We start from the raw sequence: 19,467 nt of genomic DNA, 5'->3' as shown, positions 1-19,467 counted from the left end.
GACGACATGACGAATCAGGGGAGCTGTTCCATGCTTGGTATTGCCGCGGCGGTGCTGTTCTTCATCGCCTTTTTGATCAACGCTGCCGAGATCGACACGAACGACACATTCTCGTCCGGGAATGTCATGCTCCTCGGCCTCACCCTGCTGGCACTGCACGTGGCGGGGATCGGCAGTGGCTGGGCGAGCCGGGCCCGCAGACGCTGATGGAATCGCGGCTCAGTGGCTGAGCGCCGGCACCGTTTCGGGGTGCCGGCGCTCAGCCACTTGCGCCGACCGACTGTCGTCGTACACGCAGACAGAGCCGGGGCGGTGTGGGACGCGAATACCGGGTCACCCGTCGTGCATGACACGCCTTCGCGGTTTCGGACACCGGCGCACCTCGGATCGGCACGACGGGGAGCCCCCGCACCACACACCCGAGGATCCTGCGACGCGTGGCGGGAGCGACGGCCCCGGGCAGACCTCGTCGGGCGACCTCGTGCCCAACGAGGGCTTCGGTCCGGACGCGGACGTGGAGCGGGATGCTCCGGACACTCCTTCGGAGATGCCGAAGAAGTCGTGGTGGGCGGTGTTGCGGCGGACGATCGGCGAGTTCAAGGAGGACGAACTGACGGACCGCGCCGCGGCGCTGACCTACTACGGAGTACTGTCGCTGTTTCCCGCACTGCTGGTACTGGTCTCGCTGTTGGGACTGGCCGGCAGGTCGGTGACGGACAGCGTTCTCGACAACCTCACCCAACTCACCCCGGGCTCAGCCCGTGATGTGATCACGAGCGCGGTGCAGCAGTTGCAGGGCAACGCGGACACCGGCTCGGTGATGGCGATCGTGGGTCTGACGCTGGCGATGTGGTCGGCGTCCGGATATGTGGCCGCGTTCATCCGCACCTCGAACGTCGTCTACGACATTCCCGAAGGACGGCCGGTCTGGAAGGTACTGCCGGTCCGCGTGGGTCTCACCGTTGTGCTGATGGTCCTGGCGGTCGCCAGTGCGCTGATCGTCGTCTTCACCGGCGCTCTGGCCCGGCAGGCCGGCGCCGCGTTCGGGATCGGCGGCACCGCTTTGGACGTGTGGTCCATCGCCAAGTGGCCGGTGCTGCTGGTGCTGGCCACCATCATGATCGCGATCCTCTACTGGGCGACGCCCAACGCCCGTGTCCGCGGCTTCCGTTGGATCACTCCGGGCAGCTTCCTCGCGCTGCTGATCTGGATGATCGCCTCCGCCGGGTTCGCGTTCTACGTGGCGACGTTCGCCTCGTACAACAAGACCTACGGCACCTTCGCCGGAGTCGTCGTCTTCCTGCTCTGGCTGTGGATCTCCAATCTGGCGATCCTCCTGGGCCTGGAATTCGACGCCGAGTTGGCCCGCGAACGCGCCGTCGTCGGCGGCCTTCCCGTCGAGGCCGAGCCCTACGTCGAGGCACGCGACACGCGGAAGTGGGACGAGCGGGACAAGCGGCGTCTCCGGGAGCAGTAGTAACCCCGTCCGGCACATGACGGCGAGGGTTCGGATCGCTTCACCGGGTACCCGGCACCAACACGACCACTACGACGGCGAAGAGAGAGGGTGAACTGCCATGGCCACGGTCAACCCCCAAGGCAACCGGAGCGACACCGAGCAACCGGTGGGCGAGCTGGTCCAGCGCGCCTCGCAGCAGTTGTCGCAGCTGGTGCGCGACGAAATGCGGCTGGCGCAGGCGGAGATGGCGCGGAAAGGCAGGCAATTCGGCCTCGGCAGCGGGCTGTTCGGCGGCGCCGGGCTGGTCGGCGCGCTGGCTCTGCAGGCCCTGGCCGCCACCGTGATCGCCGCCCTGGCGCTGACGCTGCCGGTGTGGGCCTCGGCTCTGATCGTCACCGCTGCCCTGGCCGTGATCGCCGTGGCTCTCGCCGTGACCGCCAAGCGGCAGATCAGCAGGGCGACCCCGCCCGTGCCCGAGCAGACCATAGGCAGCGTCAAGGCCGACGCGGCCGAGATCAGGGAGAAGGCTCACCGATGACCCAGCACAAGCCCGAGGACAGCCGCCACGTGCCCACGCCCGACGAGCTGCGCGAGCAGGTCGAGCACACCCGCGAGGAGTTGGGGCAGACCGTCGAAGCCCTGGCCGCCAAGACCGACGTCAAGGGCCGCGCCATGGAGACTGCCGCCGAGGCCAGGGAGCAGGCAGGCCAGAAGGCCGCTCAGGTCTCTGCTCAGGTACGTGCCACGGCCGCCCACGCCGCGCAGTTGGTGAAGGACAAGACCCCCGAGCCCGTACGCGACAAGGCCGGCCGTGCAGCCGTACAGATCCGGGAGAAGGTCACCGAGGCCGGGCATCTCGCGCACGACAGGGCCCCGCAGCCGGTCCGCGAGAGGGCCGACCGGACGGCGCAGATGGCACGGGACAACCGCACTGCGCTGCTGGCCGGCGCGGGCACCGCCGTCGTCCTGCTGCTCGCGCGCCGTTCCCGCAAGGCGCGCCGTGTGCGCAAGGGGCACCGGTGAAAGCCTCCAAGTTCCTCTACAAGCCTGTCGGCCTGGCGCTCGGCGCGGTCGGCAGCTTGCTGGCCGGCGCCGCGTTCAACCAGACCTGGCGGCTGCTCGGCCACGACGAGAACGCGGACGCCACCACGGACCTCGACCGCCCCTGGCGGCAGGTTCTGCTCGCCGCAGCCCTCCAGGGCGCCACCTTCGCGGTCGTCAGGGCCGCCGTCGACCGCTCCGGCGCGGCCACGACCCGCCGCCTGACCGCAACCTGACCCGCCGCCATCGCTGCGTCCCGTGTCGACCATTGACCATTCAGCCAACACACGCCGGGGTGTTGGGGAGAGGCCGCAGGCCGGCGTACCGGGCGGCGCCGGCCTGCTCACCGCACCCCGGTCCTGCGGGAAGACCTACCCGCAGGAGCTGCAACCCGTGTCCGCGCCCGACCCGCCGCGGACACGGAGCAGAGTGCCCCCGACCACCAGCACAGACCTCCGATTGCCCGAGGGCTGGCCAGAAGGCCGAGCCTGAGGTCACTATCAGGATCTGGCTTGATCCCGTGTGGCGGGCCACCTGCTCAAGGCGAGCGTGCCCGCGCACCATCCGCTACGACATCCGGCCGGTCCTGCACGGCCGACCGACCCGTTCCGGCATCGCGTAGAGAAAGACCACCGAAGAGAAAGACGACCATGGCCGAGACCACGTCTTCACGCGGCTCATCTCCCGTCGAGGCCGCCCTGTGACGGTCGCCCGCGTTCCCGGCCTGATCCTGCCGGTCACCTTTCTGGTGGCTGCCTTGATCTGTGCCGTCTGGTACTGGCGACACCGAGGAGAGTAGGCAAGGCCCCCGCGGCACCGTCACGCCACCCGCAGGGCCGCCGCCTACGCTCGGGCAGGCGGCAGGAACGCGTCGGCCCGTACGTGCGGCATCACTCGACTCGCCACGCGGTACCGGCCGTTGGGGACGTGGCGGGACTTGGTGACATGCACGGCGAGCGGGCCGGCCCATTCGTAGCCCTTGCGTTCGCCGTGCCGGGCCAGGGTGTCGGTGAGTACCTGGTCGATGCGGTCGTCACCGTTGCGCTCCAGTTCCTCGTGGGCGAACTCGGCCAGTTCGACGTCGTAGGCGTTGGGGACGACAACGCGGCTCTCGCTGCACACGATGGCGTGGTCGTCGCACTCCCGACGCAGGGCATCGAGGAGCTCGACCGGTTCCTTGTCCCGGATCTGCCCGAGCATCCGCTGTCCGAAGCGCTCCAGCGCTCGTTCCAGGCCGGTGAGTGTGCTCACGCCTGCCGCGTCTCGCCCGCTTGCTCGTTCCTGTCGTTCTCTTCGCCTCATCCCCCGCGGGTGCCCTGACTCCGGAGGTCGACGCGTCCTCGCCACCCAGGGATCCGGAACGGACCGCCCGGCCGACCCGGGGCCGCCGCCCGCCGCTGCCGTAGGGCGGGCCGCAACCTCGCGCGCACGGCCGAACGGACCCACCGGCGTGATCCCTCGCGCCTGCCGGTCACTCCGCGCCCTGAACTTTCCGATCGCTCCCCTCAACACCCCGCTCCCCGAATCGCCTTGACGAAGGCGAGGCATCCGGCCGATGTCCGGTGGGGCCTGGGTAGTGAGTTGCTCAGGCCCTGGTCTTCAGGGAAACGGGAGAGTGCGGGCGAGGAGGGTGACGAGGATCAGTACGACGGGGAAGCAGACCAGGAACATGGCGAAGGTGTAGCCCATGATGTCGCGTGCCTTGAGCCCCAGGATGGTGAGTGTGGGCAGCATCCAGAAGGGCTGGAGCAGGTTGGCGCTGGCCTCACCGAGGTCGTAGACGACGACCACCCAGCCCTGGTTCACCTGGAGTTGGTTGGCCGCGTCGAGCACGTAGGGCGCCTCGATGACCCACTTGCTGCCGCCACTGGGGACGAAGACGCCGAGAATGCAGCTGTAGACGGCGATGAACGCCGGGTAGAAGAACTGGTTCGACACCGACACCAGCCAGCCGGCGATGGTCTTGCTCAGCCCGGTGAACGCGATCATCCCGAAGATGCCGCCGTACAGAGGGAATTGGAGCAGGACACCGGAGGCCGCCGGCGTTCCGTCCTTGACGGCCTGCGCGAGGCGTACGGGCCGCCAGTGCAGGATGAGCGCGAGCAGGATGAGGATGAGGTTGATCGTGTTGAGGTCGAGGGCGTTTAGAGCGCTGCCCTCCGCTTGGGCGAAGTGCCGGGCCAGGTACCAGGCACCGAGCGCGAACAGCAGGATCGCGAAGACGGGGCTGTACTCGATCCACTCTCCGGGCCGGCTGCGGCGCAGCTGCGAGCGTTCCTCGCCGACACTGGGTCCCAGGTCGATGCCCAGTTGTTCGGCGGTCTTCGCGCGCTCCGGTGAGGGCGACAGGAGCCAGGCCGTTCCGACGGCGATGACGAAGATGATCGCCGTGGCCACGATGCCCTGCCAGAGGAAGATGGTCTCCGTCAGGGGGATGAGGCCACTGCCCCGGCCCTCCGCGATGACCTCCTGGACCGCGGGCGGACTGGACGCGGCGCTGGCCACCTGGAGCGCCGCCGATCCGGACAGTCCCTGGGCCCATACGGTTCCGAGGCCGAGGAAGGCCATCGCGCCGAGCGCCCGGTAGTCGACGCCCGTGACCCGGCGCGCGATCTCCTTGGCGAGGATGGCGGTGAAGATGAGACTGAACGCCCAGTTCAGATATGAACTCACCATCGCGACGGCCGCGGTGAACGCGATCGCGCCGCGCGGCGTACGGGGCACCCGCGCGACCCTGGCGATCAGCCGGCCGACCGGTGGCGACACCGCTACCGCGTACCCGGCGATAATGATCATCGCCATCTGCAGGGTGAAGGTGATCAGCGACCAGAATCCCTGACCCCACGCGTCGACAAGGCCGTAACCCGTCGTCGCCGCCGGATCGGAGGGTGCGCCGAGGAGTTTCTCGCCGGTCGCGAGACCGAGTGCGAAGACCGCGAAGGTGCCCACCAGTACGAAGCCCAGCGCGTCGGGCAGCCACTTCTCCGTGAAGGCGGTGAAGCGCAGTGCCATGCGCGCCAGCCAGTTCTCCCGGCGCGTTGTCCGTTCCGAATCCTGCGGGGGCGCCGTTGCCATCGCGTGTCCTCCTGTAGGCGTGAGGGCTGGGTCGCCCAGGTATACGGTGTCGATGATCTTCAATCCCACCTGGTCGAAAGGCAATGTAGATGAACCACACAGCCCTGCGGGGCTTCATGTGGGTCATCGCCTTCCCGTGCCGCACGTGAGCAAGTACGGTCGGCGTTGTGACCTTGGAGGACAGCGACCGGACGTTCCTGGAGTTCCTCGCGCGAAACGCCCCTTCAGCCGAGTTCGAGGAGCCGCTCATCGCCGCCCGAGCGAGCGGGGCGAGCGCCGAGGCCCTCGCCGAGCTGGAGCAGTCGAAGCTCCTGGCGCTGCGGGTGCGGGCGGCACTGGACAGGAGCCGCCGCCGGGAGGCCGAACTCTCCGCCCTGTACGAGACGGTCGGCGACCTCGTGGCGCTGCGTGACGTCGACGCTGTGCTGGAGGCGATCGTGCGCCGGGCTCGCAAACTGCTCGACACCGACACCGCCTACCTCGCCCTGTACGACCCGGTGCGCGGCCACGCGTACATGCGCGAGACGAACGGATCGGTGTCAGCGAAGTTCCAGCAGCTGCTGATGCCCCTGGGAGCGGGACTCGGCGGCCTCGTGGTGCAGACCGCGTCGCCCTACTTCAGCAGCAGCTACCTGGGCGACGCCCGGTTCCAGCACACGCGGGCGATCGATGAAGCAGTGACCGAAGAGGGGTTGGTCGCCATCCTCGGCGTGCCGCTGCGCCTCCGCGGGAACGTCATCGGAGTTCTGTACGCGGCCGACCGCAGCGAGCGCCGCTTCGCGCGCGACGAGGTCAACCTGCTGAGCTCCCTCGCCGCGCACGCGGCCGTCGCCCTGGACAACGCTCGTCTGCTCCAGGAGACGCGGACCGCCCTGGAAGAGCTCAACACCGCCAACCGGAAGGTCGAGGCCCGCAGCGCGTCCGTCGAGCGCGCCGCGGCGGCCTATGAGCGGTTCACCGATCTCGCCGTACGAGGTGGCGGTGTCGACGACATCGCCCGTGCGGTCGCCGACGTGCTGGGCGGCTCCGTGGTCGTGGTGGGGCCCGACGCGCGTCCGCTGAGCCGGACCGGCGCGACGCCTCCGGCTGAGGGCTTCCCCGACGAGCCGACCCTGGCCGACGCGATGGCCCGCTCGCATTCCGAGGGACACAATGTGACCTGCGGTCCCTGCACGGTCGCCGCGGTGGCGGCCGATCAGCAACTTCTGGGTGCTCTGCTGATCTCCGGTGCGGGCGAACTCGACGCCACGGACGGGGTGATCCTCGAACGCGGGGTTCTGGTGACCGCGCTCCTTCTGCTGTTCCGTTCCTCGCTCGCACAGGCCGAGGAGCGGGTGCGCGGTGAACTGCTCACCGATCTGCTCACACAACGCCACGGCGACTATTTCGCCGTTCAGGAACGGGCCCGCCGGCTCGGCACCGATCTCGACGAGCCGCATGTGGTCGCCGTAACCGCCTGCGACGCCGTCCCCGCGGAGCGAATCGCGAGCGCCGCCGGCGCGTGGGCGAAGGCCCGCCGCGGCCTGGCCGGCCGCCATGAGGGTCGTATCGTGCTCCTCGTCCCGGGCGAAGACGCCTCCGCCGTCGCCCGTGATGTCGCGTCCGAACTGCGCACCGCGCTCGCGCGGCCGGTGACCGTCGGGGCGGGCGGCGCGCTCTCCGGCACGGACGCGCCCGAGGCGTACACAGAGGCGCTGCGGTGCCTCGGCACCCTGCAGGCCCTCGGCCGCGGTGGCTCGGCCGCCGCCATGACCGACCTCGGCTTCCTGGGCCTCGTCCTCGGCCGGCACGCCGACGCCCACGGTTTCGTCAACCGCCTCCTCGGCCCCTTGATCACCTACGACGAACGGCGAGGCACGAGCCTGCTGCACACGGTCGACTCGTACTTCGAGCACGGGCAGAGCCTGACGCGCACCAGCGCGGACCTGCACGTGCATGTCAACACCGTCACCCAGCGTCTGGAGCGCGTCGGACAGGTGCTCGGCGAGGGATGGAACACCCCACAGCGCGCCCTGGAAACCCACCTGGCCCTGCAACTGCGCCGCGTTCTCGCCGGCTGACGGGCCTCCGATGCGGGTCGGCGAGACTCGTTCGTCTCACCTCGCAGGACGTGGGCTTTCCTCGCGGCAGCGGGGTATACGGGCTGTGCACCGATCCGTTTCAACCGCCTCGTGACAGGAGGAGAGTTATGCCTGGTTTCATGGACAAGATCAAGCAGTTCACCAGGAGCCCGCAGGGCCGCCGAACCATCGAGCAGGTCCGTCGCGCCTCCGCCGATCCGCGGCGCCGGTCCCAGGCCCAGCGACTGCTGGGCAAACTCCGCGGGCGACACTGACGTCCGTCGGAGTGGAGTCGGTCCGTTCTGTTCGGCGGTTGACCTTCACACGGCCACCAGAACCAGGACCAGGGGCCACCCGCGAGAATCCGTGCGTCACAGGCCGTGAGCACCTTCCGAGCGGCCCGAGCGTTCGGTGTGCGGAATACGAACCAGGGCGCTGATGTTGTGCCGCCGATGAGCGATTCGTCCCCCGCCTTTCCGCCAATCGACCGCGGTTCCGTTTTCCGGCGGTTGGCGGTCGAACGCGCCAGTACGAGCGCGCGGATCGCGGCATTGAGTCGTGACTTCGACGCAATCGTCGAGGCGAATGCCTTGGTGGCGGTCGACGACGAGCACGACCCGGAGGGGTCGAGCACAGCCTTCGAGCGGGCCCATGTCGCCTCGTTGCTGGCACAGGCCTCCGACCACCTGGCTGAGCTGGACCGGGCTCTGGAACGGCTGGAGAGAGGCGCCTACGGGCGGTGCGAGCGATGTGGCGAGCCTATCCCGGCGGAGCGGCTGGAGGTGCGCCCGGCGGCGACCACCTGCGTGCCCTGCGCCGCGGGGCGTCTCCGTTGACCCTCTGCGCTGACCGTCTCCGCTTACCGTCTCCGCTTACCGCGGCAACAGCGCGACATCGCGGCAGTCACAGGTCGCGGCGGTCGCGCAACAGGCCCCACGGACACTTGTCACCGCAGGTGAACCCCGAGATCAGCCCGGCGCCAGGAACACGACGATGTCCGCCTCGTCGCCCGGTACAGGGTCGGGCTCCCACCAGCCGACGCGGCGGTGGAACGCGAGCGTGTCGTGCGCCTGGTTCCAGGTCAGCAACCACGCCCTGCCGCCGGGCGCGGTGGCGGTGGCGGTGGCGGTGAGGGCGTACAGCCGTCGGCGCCCCAGACCGCTGCCGCGGGCGTTTGGCCGTACCCCCAGCTCGTCGATCTCGAACGCTCCGACCAGGAACTCGTTCACCCGGTCTGCACCGAGTCGCCTGGTCACCTTTCCGTAGACACGGTCGGTACGGAACGGGGCCTCGGTGGTCCAGCCCCTGACGAAGCCGCCCACCTTGCCGTCGTCCGAGATGGCCAGGATGGCGCGGAAACCGGGGCGGCGCGCATCCGTCCTCAGCCGTTCGCCGAACGCCGCCCGGGTCGTCTCCGGGTCCCGGTGCTCCCAGGGCGGGGCGGTGAAGATCTCGACGTATGCCTCAGTGAGCTCGTCGGCGACAGTGAGGATGTCCGGGCCGAAGTGCCGCATGACGGGCGAACCTACCCGCCTGTCTCGCTGCTTCACGCACGAGCCCGCCGACAGCGCGGCGAGACGTGACGTGCCCCTCGCCTCGTGCCGGGCCGAGCCGGAGATGCCGCTGTTGACCACGTCGACCGCACCAAGTAGCAGCCGAAGGCCGTCACAGGCCCGACGCGCGGTCGCGGTCGCGGTCGGGGACGCGCCTCCCGGAGCCGTTCGCGCCGACTCGGCCCAGGACAGTGCCGCGCCCGTGCGAACGGGGGCCGCCGTGCCCAACTCCCTCTCGTAAATCGCCACTTGTTCTTGGCGGGTCAATCACAGTGTGCTTGGCTCACCCCGGTCCTTGGCTCAGCCCATGCATCGGCATACGGAGGCCTGTGGTGTCACCCACGAACGAACCTTCCTCGTCCCCTGCCAGACCCCGGCCCCGGCAAGCCGCCCTGAGCCGGCGCGGCCTGCTGGTCGGTTCCGCCGTCGTGGCGGGCGCACAGGCGCTGAACATCCGAACCGCCCACGCGGAGCCGGTGCACCAGGATCCCTTCAAGCTCGGTGTGGCCAGCGGCGACCCGCTGCCGGACGGGGTCGTCCTGTGGACCCGGCTGGTCGCCGACCCCTACGACGCCGCGTCCATGGGGACCCGCCCGGTGCGCGTGGAGTGGGAGATCGCCACTGACGAGCGGTTCCGAAGGGTCGTCCGGCGCGGCAGCGAGACCGCGGAACCCGCGCACGCGCACAGCGTCCACGCGGAGGTACGCGGCCTGGCGCCGGGTCGCGACTACTGGTTCCGGTTCCGTACGGGCCGTCAGATCGGGCCGGCCGCCCGGACCCGTACCGCCCCCGCGCCCGGCTCGCGCCCCGACGGGCTGCGGATCGGGCTGGTCAACTGCCAGGACTGGCAGAACGGTTACTGGCCCGCGTACACCGCGCTGGCCGAGGAGGACCTCGATGTGGTCCTGCACGTCGGCGACTACATCTACGAGTACGACCCGAGCAGCGCCTACGCGGACCGGTTGCACACCGCCCCGCAGGCCTCCGGACTCGACCAGTTGGTCACCCTCGCCGACTACCGTGGCCGGCACGCGCAGTACAAGACCGATCCCGCCCTGCAGGCGGCCCATGCCGCCTTTCCCTGGATCGTCACCTGGGACGACCACGAGGTGGAGAACAACTACGCCGGCCTCGTCGACGAGATCGACGACACCGGCGCACGCCATCAGGACCCCGCCGCCCTCGCCCGCCAGCGCTCGGCCGCCTATCAGGCGTACTACGAGCACATGCCGCTGCGGCGCAGATTCGTCAACGGTTCCTCGGACTACCGGCTCTACCGCCGCTTCGACTTCGGCGACCTGCTCCGGCTGAACGTCCTCGACACCCGCCAGTACCGCACCGACCAGCCCGGCGGCTTCTCCACCGACTTCGGCAGCATCGCGGCCGGCCTGGGCAACACCGACGGGACCCTCACCGGCGTGGCGCAGGAGAAATGGCTGAGCCAGGGGCTGCGGCGCTCCCCCGCGCGCTGGAACGTCATCGCCCAGCAGGTCATGATGAGCCAGATCAGATTCCCCAACTTCCTTGACCCGACACACCCGTTGCCGCCCATCGCCAACCTCGACCAGTGGGACGGATACGACCCGGCCCGCGCCCGCTTCCTGCGCTTCCTGCGGGACGCGCAGGTGGCCAACCCTGTCGTGCTCGCCGGGGACATCCACTCGTCGTGGTTCAGCGATCTGCGGATCGACCGCGACGACCTGGACAGCGACCCGGTCGCGGTCGAGTTCACCGCGACCAGCATCAGTTCCGACTTCCCCATCGCCTTCGACGCGCCGCTCAAGGCCTACAACCCGCTCCTGAATCCGCACGTCCGCTACTTCGACGGCTCGCGCCGCGGATACCTGCGGCTCGACATCGGCCGACAGCAGTGGACCACCGACGCCCGGACCGTCGACAGCATCGCGGTCCGCCGGTCGCCGGTCAGCACCACCGCTTCCTGGGCCGTAACGGCAGGCGAACCGGGGCTCACCGCCGTGTGATCCACCGGAGCCGCAGGAGCCGTACAGCAGCCGCGGCGGCAGTCCGACGGAGAGCGCCCCAGGAGCCGAGGGGCGCTCTCCGCCCGCTGTCACCGCGGTCGTTCAACCGTTGGGTTGAACGCGGCTTCCACCTTCCGCCGGTCGGCCGCTCCGTACGGGCGACGCGCGGTGCGTCTCGGCGGCAGCAGAATCACTCCTGACCATGGCGCCGTGGCCCGTACGACCTCACCCCCCGCAGAGAGGTGCTTCAGCGTGTCCAGCTTCATCAGCAGGCGACGTGTGCTCGCCACCGGTACCGCCCTCGGTCTCGGAGCGCTCGGTGCCACCACGGCCCCCGCCGCCGCGGCCTCGCCCGCCGCGTCACGGTCCGCCACCGGCGCCGAGGAGACCAGGACGCTCGACGAGCTCTACGAGGCCGCACTGGCGGAGGACGGCAAACTCGTCATCTATGCCGGCGGGGACTTCCAGGCACAGCAGGAAGCCACCAGGCAGGCCTTCCGCAGCCGCTTCCCCGGTATCGAGCTGACGCTGATCGTCGACTACAGCAAGTTCCACGACGCCCGCGTCGACAATCAGTTCGCGACCGACACCCTCGTCCCCGACGTCGTACAGCTCCAGACACTGCAGGACTTCACGCGCTGGGACGAGGAGGGCCGTCTGCTGCGCTACAAGCCGGCCGGTTTCTCCAAGGTCTACGACGGTTTCAAGGAGCAGAACGGCTCCTGCGTCGCGGTCCAGGCGAACGCCTTCAGTTTCGTCTACAACATCGCCGCGGCCGGGTCGGACGCCCCCACGACCCCGCTCGACCTGATCGACCCGAAGTGGAAGGGCAAGATCGCGTCGCGTTACCCGCACGACGACGACGCGACCCTCTACCTCTTCACGAAGTACGTCGAGAAGTACGGCTGGGACTGGGTGGCCGCGTACGCCGCCCAGGACAACCAGTACCTGCGGGGTGGCCTGGCGGTGGACGCTGTCGTCGCCGGGCAGAGGACGATCGCCGTCGGCGTGGGCGGCTCGCCGCTCCAGTCCGCCACCTCTCCGACGAAGCTGATCGTCCCCGACGGCCACCCCTTCATCGCGTGGGGCCAGCGGGCCGCGATCCTCAAGCAGGCGAAGAACCCGACCGCCGCCAAGCTCTATCTGAACTGGCAGCTCTCGACCGCCCGGCAGCAGACCACCTCCAACGGCTGGTCGGTACGCACCGACGTGACGCCTCCGGCGGGCATGAAGCCCCTCTGGGAGTACCCGGACGTGTACCTCGACTTCCCCCAGTTCATGGCCGACCGCGCTGAGGTCGAACGCCTCAAGCAGACCTTCGCCCTGTACTTCGGCGAGGTCACGGGCGACGCCACACCGGGCTGGCTGGGCCTGCACCCGGGCGCCTAGCGTCAGTTGGGGCTGTTGGTCCGTCCGGGCGCGGACCGGACGGACCAACAGCCCCACCCTTCACGTGAGTCATACAAACCGCCGATAGACTCACTGGCCGGGCCGAAGGGATTGGCCCGCCGGAGGGAATCTGCCGTGCCCGACTGCGTTCCGCCGACCGTTCGTGGCGGTCGCCCCACCCTGGCGCACCTGTCACACTTCGCGTTCTTCCTCGTGGTCGGCGCCTCCCTCGTACGGCTCACCCGCCTCAACTCCCCGTTGTGCTGGCACATAGTGACCGTCAGCGTGCTGCTGGCAGTGGTGTACGCGGGTGGGCTGGCGTTGCTGGACCGGCTCGGTCGGCTGGGGCGGGGTTTCTGGATTCCGTTGCTCCTCGCACTGTGGATCCTCCTCATCTGGATCGCTCCGGTGCCGTTGACGCCGGACTACGTGTGGTGTGCCGTCCCGCTCGCCTGTGCGGCACTGCGTGTGCTCGGCAGCCGCTCCGCGCTGGCGGCGGTCGCCGCGATCACCGTCGTACTCGTTCTGGCGCTGATCCGTTCCCGTGGTCCGTTCGGCGGGGAGCTCGTGCTGATCCCCGTGGCGGCCGTCTGGGGAACCGTTGCCATGTACCGCGCCCAGCAGCGGGACGCTGCGGTCCGCCAGCGCCTGGTCGAGGAACTGCGCGACACCCGCGACACTTTGGCGAGGCAGCAACGCCAGGCCGGTGTGCTGGCCGAGCGGACCCGTATCGCCCGCGATCTGCACGACACGCTGGCCCAGGATCTGTCCGGCAGTCTGATGCTGCTGCAGGCCGCCGAGCGTGACTGGGAGAAGCGGCCGGACGTGGCGCGGACCCGCGTCCGTGCCGTGGCCGACGGCCTCGACACCAACCTCGCCGAGACCCGGCGGATCCTCCGGGACCTGACCCCCTCCGACGTCGCCGAGACCGGCCTGGAGGGCGCGCTGCGTCTGCTGTGCGCCCGTTCCGAGGCGGGCGGGACCGCGGCTCATGTGCGGTTCCGGTCGGTGGGAGAGCACCAGCCGGTCCTCGAGGAGCACGCGGCCGTGGCCCTGTTCCGTGTCGCACAGAGCTCGCTCGCGAACGTACGCGAGCACGCCCACGCGGTGCACGTACTCCTCACGCTCCGCCATCAGCCGGACCAGGTGGACCTCGAGGTGTCCGACGACGGAGTCGGCTTCGACCCGGCCTGGATCCTCCTGACCGACTCGCGGACGGGCCGCGGATTCGGTCTCCCCGCCGCCCGGGCACGCCTGCGCGAGTACGGCGGTGACCTTCACGTCAGCAGCGCGCAAGGCGGGGGGACCACGATCCGGGCCACGGTGTCCGTACGGCCCCGCCTCCAGTCGGTGGCGCCCCCGCCCCCGGTGACCGCCGGATGACCGCGGAACCGCTGCGCGTGCTCATCGCGGACGATCATGCCGTCGTACGGGCCGGGCTGCGCGCCCTCGTGGACGGCGAACCGGACCTCGAGGTGATCGCCGAGGCCGGCAGCGCTGAGGAAGCTGTCCGGCTGACCGCGCGGTTGATGCCGGACGTCGTGCTGATGGATCTTCGCTTCGGGGGCTCGGGGAGCGGGATGGACGGCGTCGAGGCCATCCGACGGCTCGCCGTCGAGGCGCCGAAGGTGGCGGCGGTGATGCTCACCAGCTATGCCGGACGGGCCGATGTCGTCCGCGCGTTGGAGGCGGGCGCCCGGGGTTACGTGCCCAAGGCCGGGGCGCCCGAGGAGTTGTTCCGGGCGGTCCGCACGGCGGCCACGGGTTCCGTGGGGCTGGCTCCGGAGATCATCGCTGCGCTCGTCGGCCAAGTGGTCGGTCCGGACCATGAGTTGAGCCGGCGCGAGATCGAGGTCGTCCGCCTGATGGCGGAGGGCCGCAGCAACCGTGCCATCGCCGAGGCACTGTTCCTCAGCGAGGCCACGGTCAAGACCCACCTCGTCCGCATCTACCGCAAACTCGAGGTCGCCAACAGACCGGCCGCCGTCTCGGAAGCCGTACGCAGGGGGCTTCTCGAACTCACCTGACGTGCGCGGGGCCCGGCCCGCGTGCCGGGGCGTTGTCAGTGGTGGCGGGCAAGATGACTGGCATGACATCACCAGCTGCTGTGATCGTGGATGCCGCCGCCTACGCGCAGGCGGTCGAGGACGCGGTGAAGGCTTCGGCCGGCTACTACACGGGCGGCACCTCGGTACTGGACGACGACGCCTACGACCGGCTGGTGCGTGGCATCGCGGCGTGGGAGGCCGACCATCCCGATCAGGTGCTGCCGGGCTCGCCGAGCGGGAAGGTCGCCAGCGGCGCCGTGGAGGGGGATGTGCCGCACACGGTGGCGATGCTGAGCCTGGACAACGTGTTCTCCGCGGAGGAGTTCGCCACCTGGACGGCGTCACTGGCCCGGCGGATCGGCCATGACGTCGGCCGGTTCAGTGTCGAGCCCAAGCTGGACGGACTCGCGATCGCGGCCCGCTACACCCGCGGCCGCCTGACCAGGCTGATCACACGCGGTGACGGGACGGCCGGGGAGGACGTCTCGCACGCGATCGGCACCATCGAGGGCCTGCCGGATGAGCTGGCCGAGCCGGTCACGGTGGAGGTGCGCGGCGAAGTCCTGATGACCACGGCACAGTTCGAGCACGCCACCGAGGTGCGTACCGCGCACGGTGGGCAGCCGTTCGCCAATCCGCGCGGTGCCTCGGCGGGTACCTTGCGCGCCAAGGACCGTGCCTACACCGTGCCGATGACGTTCTTCGGCTACGGTCTGCTGCCGCTGCCCGACACCGAGGAGGTGCTCGCGACACGGCTGGGCGAGTTCGCGCACAGCGAGCTCATGGCGCAGGCGGCCGGATTCGGGGTGAACACCACCGCCACCACCGCCGTGCCCGGCACCACCGCCGACTCGGTTGAGCAGGTGCTGGCCCGGGTCCAGGAGATCGCGGCGCTGCGCGCCGAGCTGCCGTTCGGGATCGACGGGATCGTCATCAAGGCCGATCTCGCGGCCGACCAGCAGGCCGCCGGATCCGGTTCACGCGCCCCGCGCTGGGCGATCGCCTACAAGCTGCCCGCCGTGGAGAAGATCACCCGACTGCTGGCGGTGGAGTGGAACGTGGGTCGCACCGGCATCATCGCCCCGCGCGCGGTGCTGGAACCCGTCGAGATCGACGGCGCCACCATCACCTACGCCACCCTGCACAACCCCGCGGACATCACCCGCCGCGACCTCCACCTGGGCGACCACGTCATGGTCCACCGGGCCGGCGACGTCATCCCTCGCGTAGAAGCCCCCGTCGCCCATCTGCGTACCGGCGAGGAACGGCCCATCGTCTTCCCCGAGGTGTGTCCGCGGTGCGGTTCCGGCATCGACAGCAGTGAACAGCGCTGGCGCTGTGCGAACGGCCGCAACTGCCATCTGGTCGCCTCCCTCTCCTACGCCGTCGGCCGTGACCAGCTCGACATCGAGGGCCTCGGCACGACCCGCGTCGTCCAGCTCGTCGAAGCGGGCCTGGTCGCCGACCTGGCCGACCTGTTCGCTCTCACCCGTGAGCAGTTGCTGACCCTGGAGCGGATGGGCGAGACCAGCACCGACAATCTCCTCACCGCGATCGGCACGGCGCGGACGCGGCCGCTGTCGCGGGTGCTGTGCGCGCTGGGTGTCCGTGGGACCGGCCGCTCCATGTCCCGTCGGATCGCCCGGTATTTCGCCACCATGGACAACGTCCGGGCCGCCGACGCCGACACGATGGAGCAGGTCGAGGGCATCGGCACCGAGAAGGCGCCGACCATCGTCGCCGAGCTCACCGAACTCGCCCCGCTCATCGAGAAGCTCGTCGCGGCCGGGGTGAACATGACCGAGCCCGGCGCCACGCCGCCCGTCCCTGTCGCCGCCGACGCGGAGAGCGCCTCCGCCGAGCCGTCGGGCGGACCGCTGGCCGGGATGACGGTCGTCGTCACCGGTGCGATGACCGGCGCGCTGGAGAAGCTCAGCCGCAACCAGATGAACGAGCTGATCGAGCGCGCCGGCGGCCGCTCCTCCTCCAGCGTCTCCAAGAAGACCAGCCTGGTCGTCGCCGGAGACAACGCGGGCTCCAAGCGGGCCAAGGCCGAGACCCTCGGCATCCGACTGGCCGACCCCGACGAATTCGCCGCCGTCGTCGCCGACTTCTTCGACTGATCCCGGGTTGCGACGCGCCTCACGCCTTGCGAGCGAGCGCTTCCCCGGGCTTGGGGTCCACCTCGGGCTTGGGGTCCACCTCGGGCTTGGGGTCCACCCCGGGCTTGGGGTCCACCCCGGGCTTGGAGTCTGTCCTCGTCACGCCGTGTTGCCGGCGCCCGTCAGCCGGAGCTGGAGATCCACCTCCTGGTCGCCGGAGGCCGATCCGGTCGCCTCGACGGCGAAGCCGGAGGCGAGAGTCTCGCGCAACCGGCCGACGGCCACGGGACCTCCCTGGAGGTCTACGGTGACGGCCCCCGCCAGGATCGTCCCGGACAGCGGCGCGGCTCCGTGCGGTACGAGAAAGGCGCTGGTCCATGTATCGGGGTGGGTGTCGGTGAGCTGCGCCGGTGTGTCGTCGCCGCGATCGGAGGCGAAGCGGGAACCCAGCGCCCGGAACACGGTGTCCGCGTCGGCAGCCGAACAGGCGCCCAGCACCACCTGCACCAGATCGGGGGACGAGGCCTCCGCGGCGGTCGGGTCGCCGGAGGATTTGACTGACGAGGTTTCGTTGTCGCTCATGGTGTCCGGTCTCTCCAGTGTCTTCGTCGGTCACAGTTCGCGCAGTGCGGGCAGGAGCTCCTTCTCGGCCCAGGCGATGAAGGGGAGTTGCTGGTCGCCGCCCACTTGGACGAGGGCGATCTCGGTGAATCCGGCTTCCGCATAAGGGCGTACCGCTTTGACGAAGAGGTCGACATCGTCACCGCAGGGGATCGTCTGCGCCACGTCCTGCGGAGTGACGTACTCGGTCGCCCCGGCGAATCCCGAAGGACCCGGGAGCTCGGAGTTCACCGGCCAGCCCCCGACGGACCAGCGGAACTGGTCGTGCGCGCGAGCGACGGCCGCGTCCCGGTCGGTGTCGTAGCAGACGGGGAGCTGGCCCACACGAGGCTTGCCGCTTCCGCCGTGCCGGTCGAAGGAGTCGAGCAGGTCGGGCTTGGGCTCGGTGGCGATGACCAGGTCCGCGAGTCGGCCGGCGAGCGAGCAGGAGAGTTCGCCGGAGACGGCCACGCCGATGGGCGGCAGCTCGTCCGGCAGGTCCCAGAGCCGGGCGTTCGCCACGTCGAAGTGGGCGCCCTGGTGGTTGACGTTGCCCCCGGCGAACAGTGCCCTGATGATTTCCACCGCCTCTTCGAGCATCTCGATGCGAATCCGCGGAGAGGGCCAGCCCGCACCCACCACATGTTCGTTGAGGTTCTCTCCGGACCCGAGCCCGAGCCGGAATCGCCCCTCGGAGAGCTGCTGCATGGTCGCGGCCTTCTGCGCGATCACGGCCGGGTGATAGCGGACGGTCGGACAGGTCACGTAGGTCATCAGCGGGATCCGCTCGGTGGCCTGCGCCGCCGCGCCGAGCACACTCCACGCGTAGGGAGCGTGGCCCTGGGACGCAAGCCAGGGGAAGTAGTGGTCGGAGATGACGGAGAAGTCGAAGCCTGCCCGTTCCGCGGCTACCAGGTCCTCCACGAGGGCCCGGGGGCCGGTCTGCTCGGTCATCATCGTGTAGCCGATTTGCACCATAGTGAGCGGGTTGCCGATTCCGCCCCTCCTGAAACATCACCGAACCGGAGCGTCTGCTCCTCGACCGGTGCCTGGCCGTCGGCACACGGGCCCCGCCTGCCACAATGGAGTCAGCACTGGTGTTCGGCGGAAGTCGCCGCGGATGATGGAGGAGCCCCGTGCCACTGCCCTCGGACCCGTTGCGAAAACTGGGCTTCCTGACCATCGGACTGTTCGACGGAGACAACCCCGCCCAGGGCCACGAATCGACACTGGAAATCATCGAGCTGGGTGAGCGGCTCGGATTCGACAGCGCGTGGGTGCGACACCGTCATCTCCAGTACGGCATCTCCTCCCCGGTCGCCGTGCTGGCGGCGGCCTCGCAGCGCACCAGCCGCATCGAGCTGGGCACCGCGGTCATCCCCCTGGGGTGGGAAAATCCGCTGCGGTTGGCCGAGGACCTGGCGACGGTCGACATCCTGTCCCGGGGCCGCCTCAATCCGGGCCTCAGTGTCGGCCCGCCGATGCACTACGGCCAGGTCAAGAGCGCGCTCTACCCCGACACGGCCGACACGGAGGACTTCAGCTACGACCGGATGGAGCGGTTGCTGGACCTCGTGCGCGGGAAACCCGCCACGGACTTCAGCGGCGTCGAGGGATTCGAGGTGTTCTCCGACCGCGTCCAGCCGCACTCCCCCGGCCTGGGCCGGCGTATGTGGTACGGCGGCGGAAGCCTGCGGTCGGCCCGGTGGGCCGGCGAACACGGCATGAACTTCCTGACCAGCAGCGTGGTGAAGGCGGAGGAGTCCGAGGACTTCGCCGAGATCCAGCTCTCGCACATCCGGGCCTTCCGCGCCCACCATCCCGACGGTGACCGCGCCCGTGTCTCGCAGGGCCTCGTCGTCATCCCCACCGACAGCGCCACTGCGGAGCAGCGCGCGAGGTACGAGGAGTACGCACACAAGCGGATGCCGCGTACCGCCACGCCACAGGGACCGGCGCGCATGATGTTCGCCCCGGACCTCGTCGGCAGCAGCGAGGAGATCGCCGAACGGCTCTACGCCCACGCGGCGTTCCGGGAGGTCGACGAGGTGGCGTTCGCGCTGCCCTTCACCTTCGACCACGACGATTACGTCCAGATCCTCACCGACATCGCCACCGAGCTCGGCCCGCGACTCGGCCGGCCGGCGGTCGGCTGAAC

At 69.9% G+C, this 19,467-nt stretch carries 20 protein-coding genes; 14 read left to right on the top strand and 6 right to left on the bottom strand.

Translation table 11 applies throughout. From position 1 onward, the window contains the following. Positions 1–30: 30 nt before the first annotated feature. The 5 genes from ACIPC1_RS11700 (at position 31) to ACIPC1_RS11680 (ending at position 2,736) form a co-directional block, all read left to right on the top strand. Positions 31–207 (top strand): hypothetical protein, encoded by a 177-nt coding sequence (locus ACIPC1_RS11700; RefSeq protein WP_384384592.1) that lies wholly within the window; start codon positions 31–33, stop codon positions 205–207. A 139-nt stretch (positions 208–346) separates the two neighbouring features. Next, a complete protein-coding gene (locus ACIPC1_RS11695; RefSeq protein WP_402515714.1) occupies positions 347–1,477 on the top strand; it encodes a YihY/virulence factor BrkB family protein in 1,131 nt (376 codons plus the stop codon). Between the two features lie 100 nt (positions 1,478–1,577). Further along, positions 1,578–1,997, top strand: coding sequence for a phage holin family protein (locus ACIPC1_RS11690; RefSeq protein ID WP_402515713.1), 420 nt, complete (start codon positions 1,578–1,580; stop codon positions 1,995–1,997). Then, positions 1,994–2,482 carry a DUF3618 domain-containing protein gene (locus ACIPC1_RS11685; RefSeq protein WP_402515711.1) on the top strand — a complete coding sequence of 163 codons (489 nt, stop codon included), beginning with the start codon at positions 1,994–1,996 and terminating at the stop codon, positions 2,480–2,482. The genes ACIPC1_RS11690 and ACIPC1_RS11685 overlap by 4 nt, the downstream gene beginning before the upstream one ends. After that, entirely contained in the window at positions 2,479–2,736 is a 258-nt protein-coding gene (locus ACIPC1_RS11680) for a DUF4235 domain-containing protein (protein ID WP_402515709.1), read from the top strand. Before ACIPC1_RS11685 ends, ACIPC1_RS11680 begins: the two co-directional genes overlap by 4 nt. A gap of 607 nt (positions 2,737–3,343) precedes the next feature. On the opposite strand, the gene ACIPC1_RS11675 is transcribed toward ACIPC1_RS11680, so the two are convergent. Together ACIPC1_RS11675 and ACIPC1_RS11670 are read right to left on the bottom strand one after the other, a co-directional pair. Further along, entirely contained in the window at positions 3,344–3,751 is a 408-nt protein-coding gene (locus ACIPC1_RS11675; RefSeq protein ID WP_384384606.1) for a DUF3662 domain-containing protein, read from the bottom strand. 348 nt (positions 3,752–4,099) lie between these two features. Continuing rightward, entirely contained in the window at positions 4,100–5,575 is a 1,476-nt protein-coding gene (locus ACIPC1_RS11670) for a short-chain fatty acid transporter (RefSeq protein WP_402515707.1), read from the bottom strand. A gap of 167 nt (positions 5,576–5,742) precedes the next feature. Here ACIPC1_RS11670 and ACIPC1_RS11665 point away from each other — a divergent pair, with 167 nt between their 5' ends. The 3 genes from ACIPC1_RS11665 to ACIPC1_RS11655 all read left to right on the top strand — a co-directional run bounded on the left by ACIPC1_RS11665 (position 5,743) and on the right by ACIPC1_RS11655 (position 8,471). Next, on the top strand, positions 5,743–7,635 hold the full coding sequence (locus ACIPC1_RS11665; RefSeq protein WP_402515704.1) for a helix-turn-helix domain-containing protein: 1,893 nt from the start codon (positions 5,743–5,745) through the stop codon (positions 7,633–7,635). A gap of 140 nt (positions 7,636–7,775) precedes the next feature. Continuing rightward, complete coding sequence (locus ACIPC1_RS11660) at positions 7,776–7,910, top strand: hypothetical protein (protein WP_402516327.1); 135 nt, start codon at positions 7,776–7,778, stop codon at positions 7,908–7,910. Between the two features lie 177 nt (positions 7,911–8,087). Continuing rightward, positions 8,088–8,471, top strand: coding sequence for a TraR/DksA family transcriptional regulator (locus tag ACIPC1_RS11655; protein WP_402515701.1), 384 nt, complete (start codon positions 8,088–8,090; stop codon positions 8,469–8,471). A gap of 132 nt (positions 8,472–8,603) precedes the next feature. Here the strand turns inward: ACIPC1_RS11655 and ACIPC1_RS11650 are convergent, their stop codons facing one another. Further along, the gene (locus tag ACIPC1_RS11650; RefSeq protein ID WP_402515699.1) at positions 8,604–9,437 is read right to left on the bottom strand and encodes a GNAT family N-acetyltransferase; all 834 of its coding nucleotides are present in this window, start codon (positions 9,435–9,437) and stop codon (positions 8,604–8,606) included. An 83-nt stretch (positions 9,438–9,520) separates the two neighbouring features. Here ACIPC1_RS11650 and ACIPC1_RS11645 point away from each other — a divergent pair, with 83 nt between their 5' ends. The 5 genes from ACIPC1_RS11645 to ligA all read left to right on the top strand — a co-directional run bounded on the left by ACIPC1_RS11645 (position 9,521) and on the right by ligA (position 16,730). Then, complete coding sequence (locus ACIPC1_RS11645; RefSeq protein WP_402515697.1) at positions 9,521–11,170, top strand: alkaline phosphatase D family protein; 1,650 nt, start codon at positions 9,521–9,523, stop codon at positions 11,168–11,170. 252 nt (positions 11,171–11,422) lie between these two features. Then, positions 11,423–12,559, top strand: a complete 1,137-nt coding sequence (locus tag ACIPC1_RS11640; RefSeq protein ID WP_402515696.1) for an ABC transporter substrate-binding protein — start codon at positions 11,423–11,425, stop codon at positions 12,557–12,559. 135 nt (positions 12,560–12,694) lie between these two features. Then, entirely contained in the window at positions 12,695–13,942 is a 1,248-nt protein-coding gene (locus tag ACIPC1_RS11635; protein WP_402515694.1) for a sensor histidine kinase, read from the top strand. After that, positions 13,939–14,586 (top strand): response regulator, encoded by a 648-nt coding sequence (locus ACIPC1_RS11630; protein ID WP_402515693.1) that lies wholly within the window; start codon positions 13,939–13,941, stop codon positions 14,584–14,586. The genes ACIPC1_RS11635 and ACIPC1_RS11630 overlap by 4 nt, the downstream gene beginning before the upstream one ends. Before the next feature lie 62 nt (positions 14,587–14,648). Next, the gene (ligA, locus tag ACIPC1_RS11625; RefSeq protein WP_402515692.1) at positions 14,649–16,730 is read left to right on the top strand and encodes an NAD-dependent DNA ligase LigA; all 2,082 of its coding nucleotides are present in this window, start codon (positions 14,649–14,651) and stop codon (positions 16,728–16,730) included. 19 nt (positions 16,731–16,749) lie between these two features. Here ligA and ACIPC1_RS11620 read toward each other — a convergent pair whose 3' ends face one another. Genes ACIPC1_RS11620 through ACIPC1_RS11610 form a run of 3 tightly spaced genes read right to left on the bottom strand, consistent with a single transcriptional unit; the run spans position 16,750 to position 18,287 of the window. Beyond that, positions 16,750–16,872: a hypothetical protein gene (locus ACIPC1_RS11620; RefSeq protein ID WP_402515691.1), complete on the bottom strand. Its 123-nt coding sequence runs from the start codon at positions 16,870–16,872 to the stop codon at positions 16,750–16,752. After that, positions 16,869–17,291, bottom strand: a complete 423-nt coding sequence (locus tag ACIPC1_RS11615) for a hypothetical protein (protein WP_384384630.1) — start codon at positions 17,289–17,291, stop codon at positions 16,869–16,871. Before ACIPC1_RS11615 ends, ACIPC1_RS11620 begins: the two co-directional genes overlap by 4 nt. A 30-nt stretch (positions 17,292–17,321) precedes the next feature. Continuing rightward, positions 17,322–18,287: an LLM class F420-dependent oxidoreductase gene (locus ACIPC1_RS11610; RefSeq protein ID WP_402515689.1), complete on the bottom strand. Its 966-nt coding sequence runs from the start codon at positions 18,285–18,287 to the stop codon at positions 17,322–17,324. 158 nt (positions 18,288–18,445) lie between these two features. Between ACIPC1_RS11610 and ACIPC1_RS11605 the strand changes: the two genes are divergently transcribed. Further along, positions 18,446–19,465, top strand: coding sequence for an LLM class flavin-dependent oxidoreductase (locus tag ACIPC1_RS11605; protein ID WP_402515687.1), 1,020 nt, complete (start codon positions 18,446–18,448; stop codon positions 19,463–19,465). Positions 19,466–19,467: the final 2 nt, after the last annotated feature.

This window comes from Streptomyces sp. NPDC087263 (assembly GCF_044744645.1).
In the GTDB taxonomy this organism is placed as follows: Bacteria; Actinomycetota; Actinomycetes; order Streptomycetales; family Streptomycetaceae; genus Streptomyces.
Note: the sequence above shows the minus strand (reverse complement) of the source record. Positions and strands in the feature narration are given on the sequence as shown.

Bases quoted from the DNA above. Each gene is read 5' to 3' on its own strand.
- ACIPC1_RS11690 (WP_402515713.1), top strand. From the start codon at position 1,578: ATGGCCACGGTCAACCCCCAAGGCAACCGGAGCGACACCGAGCAACCG.
- ACIPC1_RS11700 (WP_384384592.1), top strand. From the start codon at position 31: ATGCTTGGTATTGCCGCGGCGGTGCTGTTCTTCATCGCCTTTTTGATC.
- ACIPC1_RS11695 (WP_402515714.1), top strand. From the start codon at position 347: ATGACACGCCTTCGCGGTTTCGGACACCGGCGCACCTCGGATCGGCAC.
- ACIPC1_RS11660 (WP_402516327.1), top strand. From the start codon at position 7,776: ATGGACAAGATCAAGCAGTTCACCAGGAGCCCGCAGGGCCGCCGAACC.
- ACIPC1_RS11610 (WP_402515689.1), bottom strand. From the start codon at position 18,287: ATGGTGCAAATCGGCTACACGATGATGACCGAGCAGACCGGCCCCCGG.
- ACIPC1_RS11655 (WP_402515701.1), top strand. From the start codon at position 8,088: ATGAGCGATTCGTCCCCCGCCTTTCCGCCAATCGACCGCGGTTCCGTT.
- ACIPC1_RS11670 (WP_402515707.1), bottom strand. From the start codon at position 5,575: ATGGCAACGGCGCCCCCGCAGGATTCGGAACGGACAACGCGCCGGGAG.
- ACIPC1_RS11630 (WP_402515693.1), top strand. From the start codon at position 13,939: ATGACCGCGGAACCGCTGCGCGTGCTCATCGCGGACGATCATGCCGTC.
- ligA (WP_402515692.1), top strand. From the start codon at position 14,649: ATGACATCACCAGCTGCTGTGATCGTGGATGCCGCCGCCTACGCGCAG.
- ACIPC1_RS11615 (WP_384384630.1), bottom strand. From the start codon at position 17,291: ATGAGCGACAACGAAACCTCGTCAGTCAAATCCTCCGGCGACCCGACC.
- ACIPC1_RS11685 (WP_402515711.1), top strand. From the start codon at position 1,994: ATGACCCAGCACAAGCCCGAGGACAGCCGCCACGTGCCCACGCCCGAC.